General features: G+C 62.8%; 19 protein-coding genes. 11 read left to right on the plus strand and 8 right to left on the minus strand.

Translation table 11 applies throughout. The annotated features are described in order from the left end of the window. Positions 1 to 93: 93 nt before the first annotated feature. The 6 genes from EDD52_RS04120 (at position 94) to EDD52_RS04145 (ending at position 5344) form a co-directional block, all read left to right on the plus strand. Positions 94 to 528: a universal stress protein gene (locus EDD52_RS04120; protein WP_132242153.1), complete on the plus strand. Its 435-nt coding sequence runs from the start codon at positions 94 to 96 to the stop codon at positions 526 to 528. A gap of 42 nt (positions 529 to 570) precedes the next feature. Beyond that, positions 571 to 2118, plus strand: coding sequence for an alanine/glycine:cation symporter family protein (locus EDD52_RS04125; protein ID WP_132242155.1), 1548 nt, complete (start codon positions 571 to 573; stop codon positions 2116 to 2118). Between the two features lie 197 nt (positions 2119 to 2315). Then, positions 2316 to 2789, plus strand: a complete 474-nt coding sequence (gene smpB / locus EDD52_RS04130) for an SsrA-binding protein SmpB (protein ID WP_132242157.1) — start codon at positions 2316 to 2318, stop codon at positions 2787 to 2789. A 127-nt stretch (positions 2790 to 2916) separates the two neighbouring features. Continuing rightward, complete coding sequence (locus tag EDD52_RS04135) at positions 2917 to 3204, plus strand: hypothetical protein (RefSeq protein WP_132242159.1); 288 nt, start codon at positions 2917 to 2919, stop codon at positions 3202 to 3204. Between the two features lie 98 nt (positions 3205 to 3302). Continuing rightward, complete coding sequence (sseA, locus tag EDD52_RS04140; protein ID WP_132242161.1) at positions 3303 to 4160, plus strand: 3-mercaptopyruvate sulfurtransferase; 858 nt, start codon at positions 3303 to 3305, stop codon at positions 4158 to 4160. Then, positions 4160 to 5344 carry an amino acid aminotransferase gene (locus tag EDD52_RS04145; RefSeq protein WP_132242163.1) on the plus strand — a complete coding sequence of 395 codons (1185 nt, stop codon included), beginning with the start codon at positions 4160 to 4162 and terminating at the stop codon, positions 5342 to 5344. The genes sseA and EDD52_RS04145 overlap by 1 nt, the downstream gene beginning before the upstream one ends. A gap of 131 nt (positions 5345 to 5475) precedes the next feature. Here EDD52_RS04145 and EDD52_RS04150 read toward each other — a convergent pair whose 3' ends face one another. Genes EDD52_RS04150 through EDD52_RS04165 form a run of 4 tightly spaced genes read right to left on the minus strand, consistent with a single transcriptional unit; the run spans position 5476 to position 9369 of the window. Then, positions 5476 to 6387, minus strand: a complete 912-nt coding sequence (locus EDD52_RS04150; protein ID WP_132242165.1) for a metal ABC transporter permease — start codon at positions 6385 to 6387, stop codon at positions 5476 to 5478. Further along, positions 6384 to 7589: a metal ABC transporter permease gene (locus tag EDD52_RS04155; RefSeq protein WP_132242167.1), complete on the minus strand. Its 1206-nt coding sequence runs from the start codon at positions 7587 to 7589 to the stop codon at positions 6384 to 6386. The genes EDD52_RS04150 and EDD52_RS04155 overlap by 4 nt, the downstream gene beginning before the upstream one ends. A 3-nt stretch (positions 7590 to 7592) precedes the next feature. Continuing rightward, positions 7593 to 8393 (minus strand): metal ABC transporter ATP-binding protein, encoded by an 801-nt coding sequence (locus tag EDD52_RS04160; RefSeq protein ID WP_132242932.1) that lies wholly within the window; start codon positions 8391 to 8393, stop codon positions 7593 to 7595. Positions 8394 to 8406: 13 nt separating this feature from the next. After that, positions 8407 to 9369 (minus strand): metal ABC transporter solute-binding protein, Zn/Mn family, encoded by a 963-nt coding sequence (locus tag EDD52_RS04165; RefSeq protein ID WP_132242169.1) that lies wholly within the window; start codon positions 9367 to 9369, stop codon positions 8407 to 8409. A 134-nt stretch (positions 9370 to 9503) separates the two neighbouring features. Here EDD52_RS04165 and EDD52_RS04170 point away from each other — a divergent pair, with 134 nt between their 5' ends. The 4 genes from EDD52_RS04170 to EDD52_RS04185 all read left to right on the plus strand — a co-directional run bounded on the left by EDD52_RS04170 (position 9504) and on the right by EDD52_RS04185 (position 13904). Further along, positions 9504 to 10196: a glycosyltransferase family protein gene (locus tag EDD52_RS04170; protein ID WP_132242171.1), complete on the plus strand. Its 693-nt coding sequence runs from the start codon at positions 9504 to 9506 to the stop codon at positions 10194 to 10196. A gap of 73 nt (positions 10197 to 10269) precedes the next feature. Next, positions 10270 to 11259 carry a deoxyribose-phosphate aldolase gene (gene deoC / locus EDD52_RS04175; RefSeq protein ID WP_132242173.1) on the plus strand — a complete coding sequence of 330 codons (990 nt, stop codon included), beginning with the start codon at positions 10270 to 10272 and terminating at the stop codon, positions 11257 to 11259. 6 nt (positions 11260 to 11265) lie between these two features. Then, complete coding sequence (locus EDD52_RS04180; RefSeq protein ID WP_132242175.1) at positions 11266 to 11565, plus strand: hypothetical protein; 300 nt, start codon at positions 11266 to 11268, stop codon at positions 11563 to 11565. Continuing rightward, positions 11562 to 13904: an aldehyde dehydrogenase family protein gene (locus EDD52_RS04185; protein ID WP_132242177.1), complete on the plus strand. Its 2343-nt coding sequence runs from the start codon at positions 11562 to 11564 to the stop codon at positions 13902 to 13904. The genes EDD52_RS04180 and EDD52_RS04185 overlap by 4 nt, the downstream gene beginning before the upstream one ends. An 81-nt stretch (positions 13905 to 13985) precedes the next feature. Here the strand turns inward: EDD52_RS04185 and tdh are convergent, their stop codons facing one another. From tdh to EDD52_RS04200, 3 genes are all read right to left on the minus strand, one after another. Beyond that, positions 13986 to 15011 carry an L-threonine 3-dehydrogenase gene (gene tdh / locus EDD52_RS04190; RefSeq protein WP_132242934.1) on the minus strand — a complete coding sequence of 342 codons (1026 nt, stop codon included), beginning with the start codon at positions 15009 to 15011 and terminating at the stop codon, positions 13986 to 13988. 11 nt (positions 15012 to 15022) lie between these two features. Beyond that, entirely contained in the window at positions 15023 to 16207 is a 1185-nt protein-coding gene (locus EDD52_RS04195; RefSeq protein WP_132242179.1) for a glycine C-acetyltransferase, read from the minus strand. Between the two features lie 96 nt (positions 16208 to 16303). Beyond that, positions 16304 to 16870, minus strand: a complete 567-nt coding sequence (locus tag EDD52_RS04200) for a helix-turn-helix domain-containing protein (protein WP_132242936.1) — start codon at positions 16868 to 16870, stop codon at positions 16304 to 16306. A 160-nt stretch (positions 16871 to 17030) separates the two neighbouring features. Between EDD52_RS04200 and EDD52_RS04205 the strand changes: the two genes are divergently transcribed. Next, on the plus strand, positions 17031 to 18212 hold the full coding sequence (locus tag EDD52_RS04205) for an acetyl-CoA C-acyltransferase family protein (protein WP_132242181.1): 1182 nt from the start codon (positions 17031 to 17033) through the stop codon (positions 18210 to 18212). 54 nt (positions 18213 to 18266) lie between these two features. On the opposite strand, the gene EDD52_RS04210 is transcribed toward EDD52_RS04205, so the two are convergent. After that, complete coding sequence (locus EDD52_RS04210; protein ID WP_132242183.1) at positions 18267 to 18827, minus strand: putative glycolipid-binding domain-containing protein; 561 nt, start codon at positions 18825 to 18827, stop codon at positions 18267 to 18269. Positions 18828 to 18959: the final 132 nt, after the last annotated feature.

Genomic DNA, 18959 nt, shown 5'->3' on the forward strand with positions numbered 1-18959 from the left:
TAACAATTTAGGGAGGCGCGGTTATTCCGTTGCTGTTATCCTGCGCTGATGTGTCGCTGCATAGGGCTGCGGCAACAGGTCAGGAGTAACGCAATGTCAGGAAAATTCGTCGTCGCATATGACGGCAGCCCAGCGTCCAAACGGGCGCTTGATTTTGCCGCCGAGCGCGCCGTTGCAAACGATGCAACGCTGGTCGTGACGCACGTGCTGGAATGGTCCCCTTATTCCTTCCTCACGCCGACAGAGATCGAAGAGCGTCACAAGCGCCGGACTGATGAACTTGAACGCGCCGAAAAGGCACTGATGGCCCCGGTCGTGGCCGAGCTGTCAGACAAAGGTGTCAAGAACGAGACGGTCATCAAATACGGACACATTGCGGACACCTTGTGCAAGGTCGTCAAGGATACCGGCGCGACCCAGATGTTTGTCGGGCGTGACGGACAGGGCGCTTTTTCTGCGCGGGTTTTCGGCTCGGTTGCGGGATCACTGGTTCAGATCGCCCCCGTGCCCTGCACCATCGTTCCATAAAAATTGCCGCATAAGAACAGATTAGCAGAACAGGGATATCACATGTCACGTCTTCCAATCCTTCTGACGCTCTTCGTCACAATGTTGGGTAGCCTTGCCGGTCCGGCAATGGCGCAATCCATCGACGAGAAGGTCAACCAGATATTCGCCAACTCCACAGGCTGGTTTGTCAGCTTCATCTTCAGCCCCTTTCCCGGCACATCCTTTCCCTGGATCGTCGCCTGGCTGGTCGTGGCTGCCACGGTTTTCACGTTTTACTTCATGTTCATCCAGTTCCGCGCGTTTCCACATTCCATCGCGCTGGTGAAGGGTGACTATTCCGACCCGGACGATGCGGGCGAAGTCAGCCATTTCCAGGCGCTTGCGACCGCCCTTTCGGGCACTGTCGGTCTGGGCAACATCGCGGGTGTCGCGGTTGCCGTTGGCATCGGCGGCCCCGGAGCCACGTTCTGGATGATCCTTGCAGGCCTGATGGGCATGGCGTCGAAATTCACCGAATGTACGCTGGGTGTGAAATACCGCAATGAATATGCAGACGGCACCGTCTCTGGTGGCCCGATGTATTACCTCACCAAGGGCTTTGCAGAGCGCAGCCTGCCCGGCGGGCGCTTCCTTGCGATCCTGTTCTCGATCTTCTGTATCCTTGGCGCCCTTGGCGGCGGCAACATGTTCCAGGCAAACCAGGCGCATGCACAGATCACCAATGTCGTGGGTGACTATCCGGGCTGGATCACTGGCGTCATCTTCGCGGGCATTGTCTTTGCGGTGATCGTGGGTGGCCTGCAGTCCATCGCAAAGGTGACCGAAAAGATCGTACCGATCATGGGTGTGCTTTACGTCGCGACCGCATTGATCATCCTGCTGGTGAACTATGACAAGATCGGCTGGGCCTTCGGCCAGATCTTCGGTGGTGCGTTCACCGGTCTTGGCGTCGCAGGCGGCATGGTCGGGGCACTGATCCAGGGCTTCAAGCGTGCGGCCTTCTCGAACGAAGCGGGCGTTGGTTCTGCTGCGATCGCGCACTCGGCGGTCCGCACCAAAGAGCCGATCACCGAAGGTTTCGTGTCCTTGCTCGAACCCTTCATCGACACGGTTGTGATCTGCACCATGACTGCGCTTGTGATCATCATCACCGGGCAGTTGATGGTGAACCCTGACACCGGTCTCTACATGCTCAATGAAGCCGGCAGCGCAATCGCGACGGTCGACGGGAATTCCGGCGTGGCTCTGACCTCTGCTGCGTTCAGCTCGACATTCGGATGGTTCAAATACGTGCTTGCGATCGCGGTGATCCTCTTCGCCTTCTCGACGATGATCTCCTGGTCCTACTACGGGTTGAAGGCATGGACCTACCTGTTCGGCGAAGGCAAAAGCAAGGAACTGGTCTTCAAGATCATCTTCTGCATCTTCGTCGTGATCGGTGCTGCCGCCAGCCTTGGCCCGGTTATCGACTTCTCGGATGCTGCGATCTTCGCCATGGCGGTCGTCAACATCATCGGGCTGTACTTCTTGATGCCCGTCGTGAAGCGCGAGCTGGAAAGCTATCTGACGCGCCTCAAGACAGGTGAGATCAAGCGCTTCAAAGCCTGATACCTGTAACATTGCCGACGAGGGGCCGCTTTCGGGCGGCCCCTTTTGCGTCACCTGCCCCGGACTTGATCCGGGGCCTCGTGGCCATTGCGAACTCGTGGCGGGGCAAAGGCCCCGGATCAAGTCCGGGGCGCGCATCGCTCCATACCCGGAAACCGGCGTGACAGCCGCCGCGCGCGGGTGTAATCACAGCCATCATGGCCAAGACAACATCAGATCCAAACTACAAGGTGATCGCCGAGAATCGGCGCGCGCGCTACGATTATGCCATCGAGGACGACCTCGAGGTCGGCATTATCCTGACCGGCTCCGAGGTGAAATCCCTGCGAACGGGCCAATCCAACATCGCCGAAAGCTATGCGACCGTCGATGAGGGCGAATTGTGGCTCGTGAATTCCTACATCGCACCTTACGAGCAGGCGATGTTCGGGCACGAGGATCGCCGCCGGCGCAAGCTGCTGGTAAGCCGCAGAGAGCTTTCCCGCCTGTGGAACGAGACCCAGCGCAAAGGCATGACGCTCGTCCCGCTGGTGATGTATTTCAACCACCGGGGTATCGTGAAGCTGAAGATCGGCATCGCCAAAGGCAAGAAGAACCACGACAAGCGCGCGACAGAGGCAAAACGCGACTGGGGTCGCCAGAAACAGCGACTGTTACGCCAGAACCACTGACCCTGCCAGAACCACTGACCCTATGGGGGAATTGGGCTGCGTATTTCCCGTGACCTTCAGGCCCGGACCATGACAGGCTTGCCCGGCAATTCGCCCGATCATGGGCTCAACGGGAAGGACATACTTCATGGAACTCATCATCGGACTTCTGTCTGGCGCGGTTGGCGGTAACGTCGCGGGCGGCCTGCTCAAGAACCTCAACCAGGGCACACTGATCAACTCTATCTCCGGCATCGTCGGCGGCGGATTGGGTGGGACGATCCTGTCCGGCCTGACCGGTGGCGGCATGGCCGAAGCAGCGGCGGGTGGCGGCCTGGATATCGCATCGATTCTCGGCCAGGTCGCTGGTGGCGGCGTCGGTGGCGGCGTTGTGCTGGCAATCGTCGGCGTTGTTCGCAACATGATGGCCAAATAAGCGAATTTCACCGCTCAGGTGGCCCATCCGGGCCGCCTGACCCTTGCCTACAATTCCCCCAGACCGTATGCACAGGTGCAACTGATTTCGGGGTTAACATGGCACAAGACGATCCCAAGACACTGGTTTCGACCGACTGGCTCGCCGCGCATCTCAAGGACCCGGACCTGCGTATTCTTGACGCGTCCTGGTACCTGCCTGACATGAACCGCGATCCGCGCGCCAACTATGACGCCGCGCATATCCCCGGGGCACGCTTTTTCGATATTAACGAGATTTCCGACAACCGCTCGGACCTGCCGCATATGGCGCCGCCGGTCGAGAAATTCATGTCGCGCCTGCGGGCGATGGGAGTGGGTGACGGGCATCAGGTGGTCGTCTATGACGGCATGGGCATGTTCTCTGCCGCGCGGGTCTGGTGGCTGTTCCGCCTGATGGGCCAGTTTGACATCGCGGTGCTGGATGGCGGTCTGCCGAAATGGCTGGCCGAAGGGCGCCCGACAGAAGACATGCCGCCCATCGTGCGCGACCGCCACATGACAGTGCGGCGTCAGAACCAGATGGTCAAAGACGTCACGCAGGTCGCGTCCGCGTCAAAGCTGTGCGACTATGAAATCATTGATGCGCGTTCGCCCGGCCGGTTCCGCGGGGACGAGCCGGAACCCCGCGAAGGGCTGCGCGCCGGGCATATTCCCAACTCCCGCAACGTCCATTATGCGACACTGCTGACCGAAGACGGCACGATGAAATCGGCCCCCGCGCTTCGCGAAGCGTTCGAGGCTGCGGGCGTCGATCTGACAAAGCCTGCGATCACCACTTGTGGATCCGGCGTGACCGCTGCGATCCTGTCCCTCGCCATGGAACGCATCGGCAAGACCGATCACGCGCTCTATGACGGGTCCTGGGCCGAATGGGGCATGTTCCCCACGGTCCCCGTTGCCACCGGAGACGCCTGATGTTCGAAAACCTCAAAGCCCAACCCGCCGACAAGATCCTTGCCCTGATGCAGGCCTACAAGGAAGATCCGCGGGACACCAAGATCGATCTGGGCGTCGGCGTCTACAAGAATGCCGAAGGCGTGACCCCGGTCATGCGCGCCATCAAGGCAGCCGAAAAACGGCTGTGGGAAGAGGAAACCACCAAAAGCTACGTGGCCCTAGCAGGCGATCCCGCTTTTTCTGACGCGCTGATCGCGCTTGTTCTGGGCGATGCAGTCGAGCGCGCGAATGTCGCCGCTGCGGCGACCCCGGGCGGCACCGGCGCGGTCCGCCACGCCTTCGAAATGGCGCGGATGGCGAACCCCGATGTGCGTGTGTTCGTGTCTGATCCGACATGGCCCAACCACCTGTCGATCCTGAAATTCATGGGCCTGCCCACCATCTCTTATCGCTATTTCGACAATGCCACCGGCGCGGTGAATTTCGAAGGCATGCTGGAGGATCTGTCGCAGGCGAAGAAGGGCGACCTCGTCCTGCTGCACGGCTGCTGCCACAACCCGTCGGGCGCGAACCTGAACCTGACGCAGTGGCAGGCGGTGGTCGACCTGCTGCTGAAAACCGGCGCCACACCGATGATCGACATCGCCTATCAGGGCTTTGGCGACGGGCTGGAAGACGATGCCGCAGGCACACGGCTGGTGGCATCGTCCATACCGGAATGTCTGATCGCGGCCAGCTGCTCGAAGAATTTCGGCGTCTACCGCGAACGCACCGGCCTGCTGATGGCCGTGTCGCAGGACGCGTCGGCCCGCAAGCTCAACCAGGGCACGCTGGCCTATCTCAACCGCCAGAACTTTTCTTTCCCGCCGGATCATGGCGCGCGTCTGGTGACGATGGTCCTGACCGACGAAGATCTGCGCGCCGATTGGGCGGCAGAGCTCGAAGATGTGCGCAAAGGCATGCTCGACCTGCGCGAACAATTGGCGAGCGAGCTGCAACGCCTTTCCGGCTCCGACCGGTTCGGCTTCATCGCGCAGCATCGCGGCATGTTCTCGCGGCTCGGCTGCTCGCCCGAACAGGTCGAAACCCTGCGTGCCGACCACGGCATCTACATGGTCGGTGACAGCCGGCTGAACATCGCCGGGCTGAACAAGACCACGGTGCCGATCCTCGCAAAGGCGATCATCGACTCCGGCATCTGATCCGGGAACCAACCCCGCGCTCTCCACTGTCCCGACAGTGAAAGCGCGGGCTCACATCGCAACAAGCGCCAGAATCCTGCGTGCCGCAGGCACTCAATCGGATCACGCCACCTCGCGTTTCGTCTGGCGCGTCAGGACGCCTTGCGATGTGGTGCAAACAGCGCCGCCGCTGCAAGGATCATCCCCGAAACAGTCGCGATCATGCCCGCCGCGCTGACAGAATTCTGACCACCCAGCCACAGCGGCCCGTACCCCGCCAGCACATATCCCAAAACAGCGGACAGCGTCGCAAAAGCCACGCTCCACCAGATCTGCGCCTCCAGACGCTGTGTCATCAGACGCGCGGCCGCTGGCGGACAGATGAACATCGCGATCACGATGATCGACCCCACAGCATCAAAGGCCGCAACCGCCGCTGCTGCGGCTGTCACGACCAGTGCCAGACCCAGCAGAGTGGCCGGTATTCCCTGTGCGCGGGCGAACCCTTCGTCGAAGGTCGAGATTTTCAAAGGCCGCCACAGCAGCCGTATGAACGCAATCACCGCGACGAGGGTTATGGCAATGCGGGTCAGTTCCGGCGGCAACGCCGCCAGGGCCACCGGGTCCAGCAGCGACTTCCAGCCCGCCGCTTCCAGCCAGATCAGGCTTTCGAGGTTACCGTAAAGCGCGTGCTGCACATCCAGATGGACCGAGGACGTGTCCGATTGCTCCAGCAGCAAGACCCCGCCTGCAAACATCGCGGTGAAAGTCACCCCCATCGCAGCGCCAGCATCGACACGGCCCAACCGCCTGATCAGCTCGATAAGCGCTACGGAAATCAGCGCGGCCCCCGCCGCCCCCAGCATCATGGGCCAGGTTCCGATCCGTCCGGTCACCAGAAACGCAACCACGATGCCGGGCAATACAACATGGCTGATCGCGTCACCGATCAACGCCTGCCGTCGCAGCACGAGGAAATTCCCCGGCAGCGCGCATGCGATCGCGGCAAATGTGCCGATCAGCAGCGGCGGCAGTGACAGGGCCACGAATTCGGCGCCGATCATGGCGTCACCGCCTTTGGTCCGCCGATCCGCGCATCGATCTCGGCCAATTGGTCGGATGTGAGCACCGATGCGATGTCTGTCATCCCGTCATCCTGTTGCGCCAGCAGTGCCAGGCTATCGCTGCGCCGCACAGCCTGCCAGCGCGCCTCGTCCCGCAGGACGGTCGCCGCGCGGGCGCGACCCTCGTCGGTTATCACGTTGTCAGCACGCAGATAACCTTCGCGCCGCAACAGCCGACGGGTCAGACGTTCATAGACAGGCTGCCCTTGCGCCAAAGAGATCAGGCCCTGCCGCAGGTGCAGCCGCTGCTGAAATCGGCGGTATCGCCACGCAGCTGCCAGCACCCCGCGTCCCGGCGCCACAAGCAGTGACGCGGCAAAGAGCGCAAAACCGATCAGCACAATGATTGGTCCCGTGGGCAAAGCGGGCGCCGTGGCAGAGATGGCCGCACCGACATAGCCTGCCAGCCCGCCGAACAGCCCTGCCAAAGCCACCACATGCTCTGCCCGGTTGGACCAGAACCGCGCAGTGACGGCCGGAATGATCAGCAGGGCCACAATCATGATCAGCCCGACGATCTTCAGCCCCACCACGGTGATTGCCATTACCAGCGTCATCGTAAGAAAATCTGTCCGGCTGACAGAGATACCTGTGGTTTCAGCAAATCCGGGGTCGAACGCCACCTGTATCATGGGCCTGCGCAGGACAAGCGCAAGCGCCAGCACCAACGCCCCGCCGATGGCCAGCGTCAGCGCATCGCTGAACAGCATCCCGGCGGTAGATCCCAGTAGGAAACTCTCCAGCCCCGCCTGACGCCCGCTGGAAAGCGTCTGGATGATCGTCAGAATGACGATCCCGGCCCCGAAGAAGACCGAAAGCACAGCGCCAATCGCCGCATCTTCGGCGAGCCGCGTGTTCCGCGTCAGCCAGTTGACGCACACCAGACCGGCAAGCGCCGACAGTGCGGAGCCCGCCAGAAGGCCGGGCAACCAGCGCCCATCCCCCCCAAGCGCGACCATCACAATAAAGGCCAGACCGATCCCCGGCAGGGTCGCGTGGCTGATGGCATCGGACACAAGCGACCGTTTGCGCAGAAACAGAAACGTTCCGGTCGCCCCAGCCGCGACACCAAGACTTGCCGCACCCAGCGCCACAAGCGTGGCGTTATAGCCCAATTGCAGCAGTAGCGCGTCAAGCAGCATGTCCTATGCGCGCCCCAACACCAGCTGTTCGATCTGTCCGGCGGCCAACCTACCACCATAGGCTTCTTGCAGGTTTTCGGCGGTGAACGCAGTGCCAACCGGCCCTTCGGCGATCCGCCGACGATTGATCAGAAAGACATTCTCGAAATATTCCGAAACGGTCGACAGGTCATGATGCACGGCCACGACAGTCTTGCCCTCGGCACGCAACTGTTTGAGCACGTCGATGATCGCACGTTCGGTGGCAGCATCGACGCCCGCGAAGGGTTCGTCCAGCAGGTAAAGCTCTGCATCCTGTGCCAGCGCGCGGGCAAGGAATACGCGTTGTTGCTGGCCGCCTGACAGCTGACCGATCTGCCGGTCTGCAAATTCGGCCATGCCGACGCGGTCAAGGCAGGCCAGCGCCCTAGCCTTGTGGCGCGCGCGCACCGGGCGCAGCAGGCCCAGCTCGCGGCTAAGCCCCATCAGCGCCACGTCGATGACGGTGGTCGGGAAATCCCAGTCAACGCTGGCGCGCTGCGGCATGTAGGCGATATGTGCACGCTGTTTGGACAGAGGCTTGCCAAAGACCATCGCCGCGCCCGAAAGCGGCCGGACGATCCCGAGCGCGGCTTTCAGAAGCGTCGACTTCCCGGCGCCGTTCGGCCCGATGATGGCGGTCATCGCACCGGGTTCTGCCGTCAGATCGATGGAAAAGATGGCGGGTTCTTCGCCGTAAGAAACGGTCATTCCCCGGATCGCCAGCGGGCTGTGCGAGACAGCATCCGGTATCTGCTGGCCCGCTTCGGCCACGAGTTCGGGCATCGCGTCTTTCATGTCAACTTCCCACCGTCAGCTTGCCTGCCATGCCGCCTGCCGACACGTCAGCCCCCAGCGCACGGGCGATCACGGTGATGTTGTGATCGAGCATCCCGATGTAAGTGCCTTCGTAGGTGCCGTCCTGCCCCATCGCGTCAGAGAAAAGCTCGCCCCCAATGCGCACCTCGTGCCCACGGGCGGCGGCCCCTTCGATCAAGGCGCGGATGTTGCGGTCAGATACAGAGCTTTCGACGAAAACCGCGCCGATCTGGCGGTCCACCAGCGTATCAACCAGCGTTCGGATGCGTTCCAGACCCGCCTCGCTTTCGGTCGAGATGCCCTGAATGCCCATCACTTCGAACCCATATGCGCGACCGAAATAGCCAAAGGCATCATGCGCGGTGACCAGCACGCGCGCGGCCTCTGGCACCTTGGCCAGAGTCTCGCCTGCATAGGCGGCCAGGGCGTCAAGTTCGGCCACGAACGCGTCGGCATTGGCGGCAAAGGTCTGCGCATGGTCCGGGCGCGCCTCGGTCAGGGCGTCCCGGATGCGCAGCGCGACCGGCCGCCAAAGCTCTGGCGCCATCCAGACATGCGGATCGGCCTTCGTTTCGTAATCGGCGTGGCGCAACAACAGATCTGCTGGAACAGCCTCGCCCACCGGCACGACATGTCGCGACGTCCCCAGACGAAGGAGGAACTCTTCCATCTGCGCCTCGAGGTAGAGCCCGTGAAACAACACCAGATCGGCGCGGGTCAGGGCGACAATGTCGGATCGCGTCTGGCGGTAGGAATGCGGATCGACCCCCGGCCCCATCAGCCCGCGCACTTGTGCCAACGGCCCGGCGATACGCCGCGCGGTGTCGGCGATCATGCCTGTGGTGGCGACAACGGTAAGGGTGTCCTGCGCTGCCGCGATGCGCGGAAGCGTGGTGGTGGCGGCGGCCCCGGCAAGGCCGAGAAGGAGATCACGGCGTTTCATACCCGATGCATATGCGAGTCATTCTCACAAAGTCAATGATATTGAGAATAATTCGCAACTACTGCGCCCGATTTACCCCGCCGCTGGCGCGCGCTAAGACGAATGCATAGCAAACGTGCAGGAAAGGCCGGAGAATGGACCGAACAGGCGGACGCGGGGTAATGTATATCGCATGGGGCAGCGCCCATGTGGACGTGGCCCGGCGATCGGCGGCCAGTGTGAAGAAGTCGAACCCCGGCCTTCAGACCTGCATCTGGTGCGCCGCGGACGATGACACCAGCGGCTTTGACCTCAGTTTCGTGATCCCGGCGGGGCTGAAGCGGCCCAAGGTGGACCTTCTTCCCGACACACCTTTTGACGAGACGCTGTACCTGGATAACGACACGATCATCCGCGAGGACCTGTCGAGCCTGTTTGATCTTCTGCAGAAGTTCGAGCTTTGCGGCGCGCAGGTCATGCTGTGGCACCGCCCCCGGCATCGCAAAATCTGGCGCAAGGAACCGCCCGATGCCTTCCCGGAGATCAATTGCGGGGTGCTGCTTTACCGCTCTTCGGATCGTGTCTTTGACTTTTTCCGCGACTGGAGCCGCGCCTTTATCGAAGCCGGGTTCCGCGTGGACCAGCCGACCTTCCGGGAATTGCTTTGGGAAAGCGATCTGCGTTTCTACGTTCTGCCGCCCCAGTACAACAAGCGCATCTTCGAGGGATCAGAGGTCATCTGGTCCGATCAACCCAAGCCCCGCATCGTGCACCTGCCGATCCTGCGCCCGCAGAAATCCCGGTTCAAGACATGGCTGGGGGAACGCGTGGCCCGCTACTGGAACTGACGTCACGGGCGTGCTTGCCAGCGGCGCGCCACCATGACACGCTTGGTGTCTCTGCAGCAGTCGGGGCATGAAGATGAACAGCACGACAAAGACCGCAACGCACCAGCTTCCCCAAACGCTGGAGCCGCGCAATCCGGGAACGGAGCTTGATCTGGATTGGGTCGCGCGGGCGCGGGCCAACCGGTCAGCGATAGAGCGGCGCGCGGCTTCCCTGCCCGGCCGCCGGTCGGTCAAGAAGGACTATCAGGCCGCGTGGCTGCTGAAGGCCATCAGCTGCATCGATCTGACCACGCTGTCTGGGGATGACACCGAAGGCCGGGTGCGCCGCCTGTGTGCAAAGGCGCGCCAACCCGTGCGCGCCGATCTTCTGGCCGCTTTGGGCGTCGAGGGTCTGACCACCGGCGCAGTTTGCGTCTATCATGACATGGTGCCCTGCGCCGTCGATGCACTGCAAGGTTCCGGCATCCCGGTGGCTGCCGTATCTACCGGCTTTCCGGCCGGCCTGTCGCCCTTTCACCTTCGCGTGGCAGAGATAGAGGAAAGCGTGCGCGCCGGGGCGTCCGAGATCGACATCGTGATCTCTCGCCGTCATGTTCTGACAGGCAACTGGCAGGCGCTCTATGACGAGATGCGCGCCTTCCGTGCTGCTTGCGGCGATGCCCATGTCAAGGCGATCCTCGCCACCGGGGAATTGGGGACGTTGCAGAATGTTGCCCGCGCCTCGCTGATTTGCATGATGGCAGGCGCGGATTTCATCAAGACCTCCACCGGCAAGGAGAGCGTCAACGCTACGCTTCCGGTGACGCTGGTCATGGTGCGGGCGATCCGCGAATTCTTTGACACGACCGGCTACCGCGTCGGGTACAAACCGGCGGGCGGCATATCCAAGGCCAAAGACGCGCTGACCTATCTTGCCCTGATGAAGGACGAGCTTGGCAACCGCTGGGTACAGCCGGATCTCTTTCGCTTTGGCGCGTCGTCCCTGCTGGGTGATATCGAACGGCAGTTGGAACATCATGTAACCGGCGCCTATTCGGCGGCGTGGCGTCACGCGACGAGCTGACCTGCCATGCCAATCTCCAGCAACCACGCACTCATCACCGTTTTCGCCATGCTGATCGTGCTGTCGACGATGTGGCGGCGCAGACGCCTGCGGCGCGCCGTCCGCGATCTGCCAACCCGCATGCAGCGGCTTCTGGGACCAGAGCCCCTGTTCATACCGCCGCCGGATGATCGTTTGCCGGATGATCTGCGGGCCTACGCGGCGCTGCACAAACGTACCCGCTGGGTGATCTATCTTTGCTGGACGGTCGCGGCAGCCTACGCCGCGATGATCGTTTTCTCCGTGCTGAAAGGCAACCCGTCATGACCGTGAAAGAAATCCTCGAGACGATGGACTATGGCCCCGCCCCGGAAAGTGCTGCCGACGCTCTGGCCTGGCTGGACGAACGTGACAGGCGTTTCGGCCATTTCATCGACGGCACCTTCACCAAGCCCGGAGCAGGCTTTGACAGCCGCAACCCGGCGACGGGGGCGACGCTTGCCACGCTGACACAGGCCACGCAGGCAGATATCGACGCGGCCGTCGCGGCTGCGCGCAAGGCGCAGGCGGGCTGGGCCAGGCTGGGCGGCAAGGGGCGTGCGCGCTACCTTTATGCGCTGGCCCGGCTTTTGCAGAAACACGCGCGGCTGTTTGCAGTGCTGGAGACGCTCGACAACGGCAAGCCCATCCGCGAAAGCCGCGATATCGACGTGCCACTGGCCCAACGGCATTTCTACTATCATGCGGGCATGGCCCAGCTGATGGATCAGACCTTGCCGGGGCGGGAGGCGCTTGGCGTCTGTGGCCAGATCATCCCGTGGAACTTCCCGCTGCTGATGCTGTCGTGGAAGATTGCGCCCGCACTGGCGATGGGCAACACGGTTGTCCTGAAACCTGCGGAATACACCTCACTGACGGCCCTTCTGTTTGCCGATCTTTGCCGTCAGGCCGGGCTGCCCAAGGGCGTGGTGAACATCGTGACCGGCGATGGTGACGTTGGCCGGATGATCGTTGGAGCCGATGTCGACAAGATCGCCTTTACCGGCTCGACCGAAGTTGGCCGCGCGATCCGCGAAACCACCGCCGGGTCGGGCAAATCCCTGACGCTGGAGCTGGGCGGCAAATCCCCCTACATCGTGTTCGAGGATGCCGATCTGGATTCCGCGGTCGAAGGGCTGGTCGATGCGATCTGGTTCAATGGTGGGCAGGTCTGCTGCGCAGGTTCTCGCCTTTTGGTGCAAGAGGGCGTCGCAGAAGATTTCTACCGCCGCCTGCGCCGCCGCATGGACGGGCTGCGCGTCGGTGATCCGCTGGACAAATGTATCGATGTGGGCGCCATCGTCGATCCCGTGCAGCGTGACAGCATCGCCCGCATGGTCGAGGCGAATACCGACGGTGAAACCTATCGCTCTGCCGCGACGCTGCCTGCCGAGGGGTGCTATTATCCGCCAACGCTGATCACCGGGCTCAGCCCCGCCAGCACCCTGATGCAGGACGAGATTTTCGGGCCCGTGCTGGTGGGCACCACCTTCCGTACGCCCTCCGAAGCTGTCGAACTGGCCAACAATACCCGCTACGGGCTGGCCGCGAGCGTCTGGAGCGAGAACATAAACGTCGCACTCGATATCGCGCCCAAGCTGGTCGCGGGTGTGGTCTGGGTGAACGGCACCAACATGTTTGACGCGGCCGCGGGCTTCGGTGGCGTGCGCGAATCCGGCTTTGGCCGCGAAGGCGGTTGGGAGGGGCTGGCGGCCTACACCAGACCCTCGGGCAAGGCGAAACCCTTGGCCAAGGTCGACGCTTTCGCCGGTGACAAGGGGCCAGAGGACGGTATCGACCGCACCGCAAAGCTTTATATCGGGGGCAAGCAGGCGCGCCCCGATGGCGGCTATTCGCGCAACATTTATGGCAGGAACGGATCGCTTGTCGGTCAGGTGCCCATCGCCAACCGCAAGGACATCCGCAACGCGGTAGAGGCTGCACAGGCATCCAAGGGCTGGCCCGCCGCGACGGCCCATCTGCGGGCGCAGGTGCTGTATTATCTGGGCGAAAACCTGTCCGCGCGGGCCGGGGAATTCGCGCAACGTCTGGACCAGCTGACCGGAGCGCGAGCCGGCGCCAAGGAGGTCGACGCCGCCGTGGATCGCCTGTTCACCTACGCGGCCTGGGCGGACAAGCTGGACGGTGATGTCCGGTCTGTCCCCCTGCGCGGGGTAGCCCTGGCAATGCGTGAACCCGTCGGCGTGATCGGCGCACTTTGCCCGGACGAGGCACCGCTCCTGGGGCTGGTCTCGGTCATGGCGCCCGCCATTGCGATGGGCAACCGCGTGGTGCTGGCCGCGTCAGAGCCTTTCCCGCTGGCCGCCACCGATTTCTATCAGGTGCTGGACACGTCGGACATGCCCGCGGGCGTCGTCAACATCCTGACCGGCAACCATGCCGAGCTGGCACCCACGCTTGCCAGCCATATGGATGTGGATGCGGTCTGGAGCTTTTCCTCAACCGATCTTTCCGCCGCCATCGAACGCGGCGCCGCAGGCAATCTGAAACGCACCTGGGTGAACAACGGCCACGCACGCGACTGGATGGGGGAGGATGGCGAAGGTCAGATCTTCCTTGACGCCGCGACAGAGGTCAAAACAGTCTGGGTTCCCTACGGCGCGTGATGCAAACCGGTAGGGCGCACCTGTAACTGGCGCGCCCTTTTGCCTGCCGTGGATCGGCAAAGCAGCATTCAAGCGGCAGCGTCAGCCCCAGTCCAGCACAACCTTGCCGCTGGACCCGCCCCGCATCGCGGCAAAGCCAGCCTCGAATTCAGTGGCCGGAAAACGGTGGGTGATGATGCCGGACACATCAAGCCCGTTCTCCAACATCGCGATCATCTTGTACCACGTCTCGAAGATCTCTCGCCCGTAGACGCCCTTTATTGTCAGCGCCTTGAAGACGATGCGGCTCCAATCCACGGGCGACTTGCCCGGCGGGATGCCCAGCATCGCGATGCGTCCGCCCATGACAAGGCTCTCGACCATCTGGTCAAAGGCGCGGGCATTGCCGGACATTTCCAGCCCCACGTCGAAACCCTGCCGCATCTTGAGGCGCGGCACGACGTCGGCCAGATCCTCTCTGGCGACATTCACAGGCACCACGTCCGTCACGCGTTCCGCCAGCACCAGCCGGTCGTCATTCACATCCGTGATCACCACGTGACGCGCACCGACATGGCGGGCAATCGCAGCGGCCATGATCCCGATGGGACCAGCGCCGGTGATCAACACATCCTCGCCCACGAGATCAAAACTCAGCGCCGTATGCACGGCATTGCCCAGCGGATCGAGGATCGCCCCGATATCGTCAGGGATGCTGTCAGGCAAAGGCACGACGTTGAAGGCGGGCAGGCGCAGATATTCGGCAAAGGCACCCTGTTCGTTCACCCCGATCCCCCGCGTTTCGGGGTCCAGATGAAACTTGCCCGCGCGGCTCTGGCGGCTGTGCTTGCCGATCAGATGCCCCTCGCCGGAACAACGTTGCCCGATCTGCAGATCCTGAACATCGCGGCCCATCGCTACGATCTCGCCCGCGAATTCATGGCCGGTGACCAAAGGCACTGGCACGGTTTTCTGCGCCCACTCGTCCCAGTTCCAGATATGAACATCCGTGCCGCAGATCCCGGTTTTGTGGACCCGGATCAGCACGTCGTCCGGGCCTATCTCCGGGATGGGGCGCTCTTCCAGCCACAACCCTTCGGCGGGCTGCGCCTTGACCAGTGCTTTCATCGTCCCGGACATCAGATTACCCCCGTGGCCTTGCCCGCGACCTCAAAGGCGGCAAGGGCAGCATCCAGATCGGCGCGGCTGAGCGCGGCATTCATTTGCGTGCGGATACGGGCGCGGCCTTTGGGGACGACCGGGAAGAAGAAGCCCGAGACATAGACACCTTCATCAAAGAGGCGCGCTGCCATATCCTGCGCAAGCTGTGCCTCACCCAGCATGACCGGGATAATCGGATGCTCGCCCGGCAAGAGGTCAAATCCCAGCCGCGTCAGCCCTTCACGCCAGTAGCGGGCGTTCTCGAACAGCTGCGCGCGCAACCCGTCGCCCTCTTCCACCAGACGGATCGCCTCGATCCCTGCCGCGACGACCGAGGGCGGCAAAGCGTTGGAGAAAAGGTAGGGCCGCGCACGCTGGCGCAGCAGGTCCACAACCGCCTGCGGCCCCGCGATGTAGCCGCCGATCGCCCCGCCAAGCGCCTTGCCCAGCGTTCCGGTCAAAATGTCGGCACGCACATCAAAATGCGCAGGCGTGCCCGCACCTTTCGGCCCCATAAATCCCGTGGCGTGGCAATCATCGACCATCAGCAGCGCATCATACCTGTCCGCCAGTGCGCGGATTTCCGGCAGCTTTGCAAGGTAGCCGTCCATACTGAATACGCCGTCCGTGGCGATCATCACATGGCGCGCGCCTCCTTCGCGGGCAGCCTTCAGCTGTGCCTCGAGATCATCCATGTCGGAATTGGCAAAGCGGAAACGCTTGGCCTTGCACAGGCGGATACCGTCGATGATCGACGCGTGGTTCAGACTGTCCGAGATGATGGCGTCCTCTGGCCCCAGCAAAGGCTCGAACACGGCGGCATTCGCATCGAAACAGGCTGCGAACAGGATCGCATCATCGGTGCCAAGAAAGCTGGCAAGCCGCTTTTCCAACTGGGCGTGCAGGTCCTGCGTGCCGCAGATGAAGCGGACAGAGGCCATGCCGTAACCGTGGTCATCCATCGCCTGTTTCGCTGCCCGGATCAGGTCCGGGTGGTCGGCCAGACCAAGGTAGTTGTTGGCGCAAAGGTTCAGCACCTCGCGCCCGCCCACGTCGATATGGGCCCCCTGCGGCGAAGTGATCAGGCGTTCCCGCTTCATCAGGCCGTCAGCCTCGATGCCGCGCAGTTCGTCTTGCAGATGGGTCAGAAAGGCATTGGTCATGCGGCGAATCTCCTTGTGCAAGGAAACTCTAGCATAACGGATTTTGTTCCGAAATAGAAGAATTCCGTAATTACGGATTCCTGCCGTTATCCCGGATTATCCGCCGGTGACGATCAGGAACGCCTGCACAGAGTCCCCCTCGGCGGCGATGCGGTGGGGGATGTCGGCGGCATAGCGCGCGGTGTCCCCTGCACTCAATCGCTCGACCGCGTCACCCGATTGCACCATCACCGTGCCGGAGACGACCGACAACTGCTCGCGCGCGCCACGGGTATGCGGCTGGCTGTCCAGCATCCCGCCAGGGCGAAGCAGCAATTCGTAAATCTCGTGACGCCCCGCCTCTTCGGGAGGCGAGAGGATGCGGATGCGGCACCCCTCCCCCATATTGTCGATGGTCGGCACCTGATCTGCGCGCAGCACTTCGACCTTTTGCGCCGTTTCACCGGCTTCGAGAAGCCCGGCAAAATCCACCTGAAGCGCCCGCGTCAGGTTCCAGAGCGTGGCAATCGTAGGTGAGGATTCACCGCGTTCGATCTGGCTGACCATCGAGCGAGAAACGCCAGACAGCTTTGCCACCGCCTCCAGCGAGAGCCCCTGAATGCGCCGTGCCTCCTTCAGCCGCGCGGGCAGCCGGGACAGTATGTCGTCATCTTCATCCGTCATGGCGGAAATCTGGGCGGCGGACAGGCCACTGTCAAGCATGCGTCGTTCCCAGCCACTGCGCTGCGACAAAAAGATAGCGCAAACCGTGACGGAACGTCAGGCTGACGCGCGCCTGCGCCCGCGTCATAACTTCGGTGAGAAGAGGAGAGGAACCCAAATCATGTCAGACGATATCGTCATTCTCGGCGGCGCCCGCACTGCCATCGGCACTTTCGGCGGCGCGCTGGCCGGAACGCCCCCCATCGACCTTGGTGCCACCGTCGCCAAGGCCGCGCTGGAACGCTCCGGCGTGGAAGGCGCCCAGATCGGCCATGTCACCTTTGGCCATGTCATCAACACCGAACCTCGCGACATGTACCTTAGCCGCGTCGCCGCGATGCAGGCGGGCGTGCCAGAGACGACGCCCGCGATGAACGTCAACCGGCTGTGCGGGTCGGGCGCGCAGGCCATCGTGTCTGTCGTGCAGTCCCTGATGCTGGGTGATGCAGATTTTGGCCTTGCAGGTGGCGCCGAGAACATGTCGCGCAGCCCCTACATCGTGCCGGATCAGCGCTGGGGCGCGAAAATGGGCGATATCCGCACGCTGGACATGATGCTGGGCGCGCTGAACTGCCCCTTTGGCACCGGCCATATGGGCGTCACGGCAGAGAATGTGGCAGCCGAGCATGACATCAGCCGCGATGCGCAAGACGCCTTCGCGCTGGAAAGCCAAAGGCGTGCCGCGGCCGCGATCACCGAAGGGCAGTTCAAGGACCAGATCGTCCCGGTAGAGGTCCGGGTGAAGCGTGACATGGTGGCCTTTGACACGGATGAACATCCCAAGGCCTCGACCACGGCGGAAATCCTGGCCGGGCTGCGATCTGCTTTCCAGAAGGACGGGACCGTCACGGCTGGCAATGCGAGCGGGATCAATGACGGCGCTGCCGCGCTGGTGCTGGCACGGGCAGGCGCGGCGGAAAAGGCTGGCCTGACACCTCGGGCGAGGGTGCTGGGTTATGCCCATGCCGGTGTGCGGCCAGAGGTGATGGGCATCGGCCCCGTTCCGGCGGTCGAGGCCCTGCTGGCGCGGACCGGGCTTACCGCGAGCGACTTTGACGTCGTCGAATCGAACGAGGCCTTTGCCGCGCAGGCCTTGGCCGTGAACAAGGGGCTGGGGCTGGACCCAGCGCGCGTGAACCCCAATGGTGGTGCCATAGCACTAGGTCATCCGGTCGGTGCAACAGGTGCCATCATCACCGTAAAAGCGCTATACGAGCTGGAGAGAATCGGCGGCAAACGTGCGCTTGTCACCATGTGTATCGGCGGCGGGCAAGGCATCGCTCTGGCGATCGAGCGCATCTGACCCGCGTATGACCAAGATTGTTGCCGGGGGCGTCATCTGCGCCCCTGGCAGAGCTCAAGGCAACGTCTGCGCTTCCCAATATCCCGGATACAGCGTTACGAACCCGTCGCCCGACACTTTCAGCTCTGTCTGGAACCCTGTCTGTTCGGCCTCGTAGCGGACCAGCCCACCACGTTCGCGCGTGTAGGCCTGGTTGAGCGGTTGCAGCCCGCTTTCCGGATCGCGCAGCCAGGCCGCGCGGGCCTGCATCCGGCCAACCTCGCACAGACGCCTTAACGGCATAAGATTGGTCGCAGGCGTGAAGCCCAGATCAATATCAACAGCCCCTTCCACGTCTGGCTGCGGCAGATCGTTCAGCACCCAGTCATTGCCGGAACGCTTGATACACAGGGCAACGGGCTTTTCGCGGTAAACACCCGACACATCAGCGCCTTGCGTGTGCCATTCCGCGTCGCATCTGATCACGTAATCAAGCCGCGACCGGCCCTCGGCCTCGCCGAACCGCGCGTGACCGACAAGCATCCAGCCGCCGTCGGAACGGACAAGTCGGCACTGATCGCGCCCATCGCGATCCAATGCGCGCCATTCGGCAATGGCCACGGTTTCGGTCGTCATGGTTCACCTCCAACGGGCCGGAATCGTGAATTGCCGGACCAATACCCTCCACCCACGCGGGGCAAGGATGCCCGCAAGGCAGCGCTGCCGCGATGGTGGCACGACCCGGCCCCGGCGGGCAAGGATTCCTCT

The organism is Primorskyibacter sedentarius (genome assembly GCF_004342065.1).
GTDB lineage: Bacteria > Pseudomonadota > Alphaproteobacteria > Rhodobacterales > Rhodobacteraceae > Primorskyibacter > Primorskyibacter sedentarius.

What these genes read in the sequence shown, in the direction of transcription:
- EDD52_RS04120 (WP_132242153.1), top strand. Translation starts at nt 94, where the DNA reads ATGTCAGGAAAATTCGTCGTCGCATATGACGGCAGCCCAGCGTCCAAA.
- EDD52_RS04125 (WP_132242155.1), top strand. Translation starts at nt 571, where the DNA reads ATGTCACGTCTTCCAATCCTTCTGACGCTCTTCGTCACAATGTTGGGT.
- smpB (WP_132242157.1), top strand. Translation starts at nt 2,316, where the DNA reads ATGGCCAAGACAACATCAGATCCAAACTACAAGGTGATCGCCGAGAAT.
- EDD52_RS04135 (WP_132242159.1), top strand. Translation starts at nt 2,917, where the DNA reads ATGGAACTCATCATCGGACTTCTGTCTGGCGCGGTTGGCGGTAACGTC.
- sseA (WP_132242161.1), top strand. Translation starts at nt 3,303, where the DNA reads ATGGCACAAGACGATCCCAAGACACTGGTTTCGACCGACTGGCTCGCC.
- EDD52_RS04145 (WP_132242163.1), top strand. Translation starts at nt 4,160, where the DNA reads ATGTTCGAAAACCTCAAAGCCCAACCCGCCGACAAGATCCTTGCCCTG.
- EDD52_RS04150 (WP_132242165.1), bottom strand. Translation starts at nt 6,387, where the DNA reads ATGATCGGCGCCGAATTCGTGGCCCTGTCACTGCCGCCGCTGCTGATC.
- EDD52_RS04155 (WP_132242167.1), bottom strand. Translation starts at nt 7,589, where the DNA reads ATGCTGCTTGACGCGCTACTGCTGCAATTGGGCTATAACGCCACGCTT.
- EDD52_RS04160 (WP_132242932.1), bottom strand. Translation starts at nt 8,393, where the DNA reads ATGCCCGAACTCGTGGCCGAAGCGGGCCAGCAGATACCGGATGCTGTC.
- EDD52_RS04165 (WP_132242169.1), bottom strand. Translation starts at nt 9,369, where the DNA reads ATGAAACGCCGTGATCTCCTTCTCGGCCTTGCCGGGGCCGCCGCCACC.
- EDD52_RS04170 (WP_132242171.1), top strand. Translation starts at nt 9,504, where the DNA reads ATGGACCGAACAGGCGGACGCGGGGTAATGTATATCGCATGGGGCAGC.
- deoC (WP_132242173.1), top strand. Translation starts at nt 10,270, where the DNA reads ATGAACAGCACGACAAAGACCGCAACGCACCAGCTTCCCCAAACGCTG.
- EDD52_RS04180 (WP_132242175.1), top strand. Translation starts at nt 11,266, where the DNA reads ATGCCAATCTCCAGCAACCACGCACTCATCACCGTTTTCGCCATGCTG.
- EDD52_RS04185 (WP_132242177.1), top strand. Translation starts at nt 11,562, where the DNA reads ATGACCGTGAAAGAAATCCTCGAGACGATGGACTATGGCCCCGCCCCG.
- tdh (WP_132242934.1), bottom strand. Translation starts at nt 15,011, where the DNA reads ATGAAAGCACTGGTCAAGGCGCAGCCCGCCGAAGGGTTGTGGCTGGAA.
- EDD52_RS04195 (WP_132242179.1), bottom strand. Translation starts at nt 16,207, where the DNA reads ATGACCAATGCCTTTCTGACCCATCTGCAAGACGAACTGCGCGGCATC.
- EDD52_RS04200 (WP_132242936.1), bottom strand. Translation starts at nt 16,870, where the DNA reads ATGACGGATGAAGATGACGACATACTGTCCCGGCTGCCCGCGCGGCTG.
- EDD52_RS04205 (WP_132242181.1), top strand. Translation starts at nt 17,031, where the DNA reads ATGTCAGACGATATCGTCATTCTCGGCGGCGCCCGCACTGCCATCGGC.
- EDD52_RS04210 (WP_132242183.1), bottom strand. Translation starts at nt 18,827, where the DNA reads ATGACGACCGAAACCGTGGCCATTGCCGAATGGCGCGCATTGGATCGC.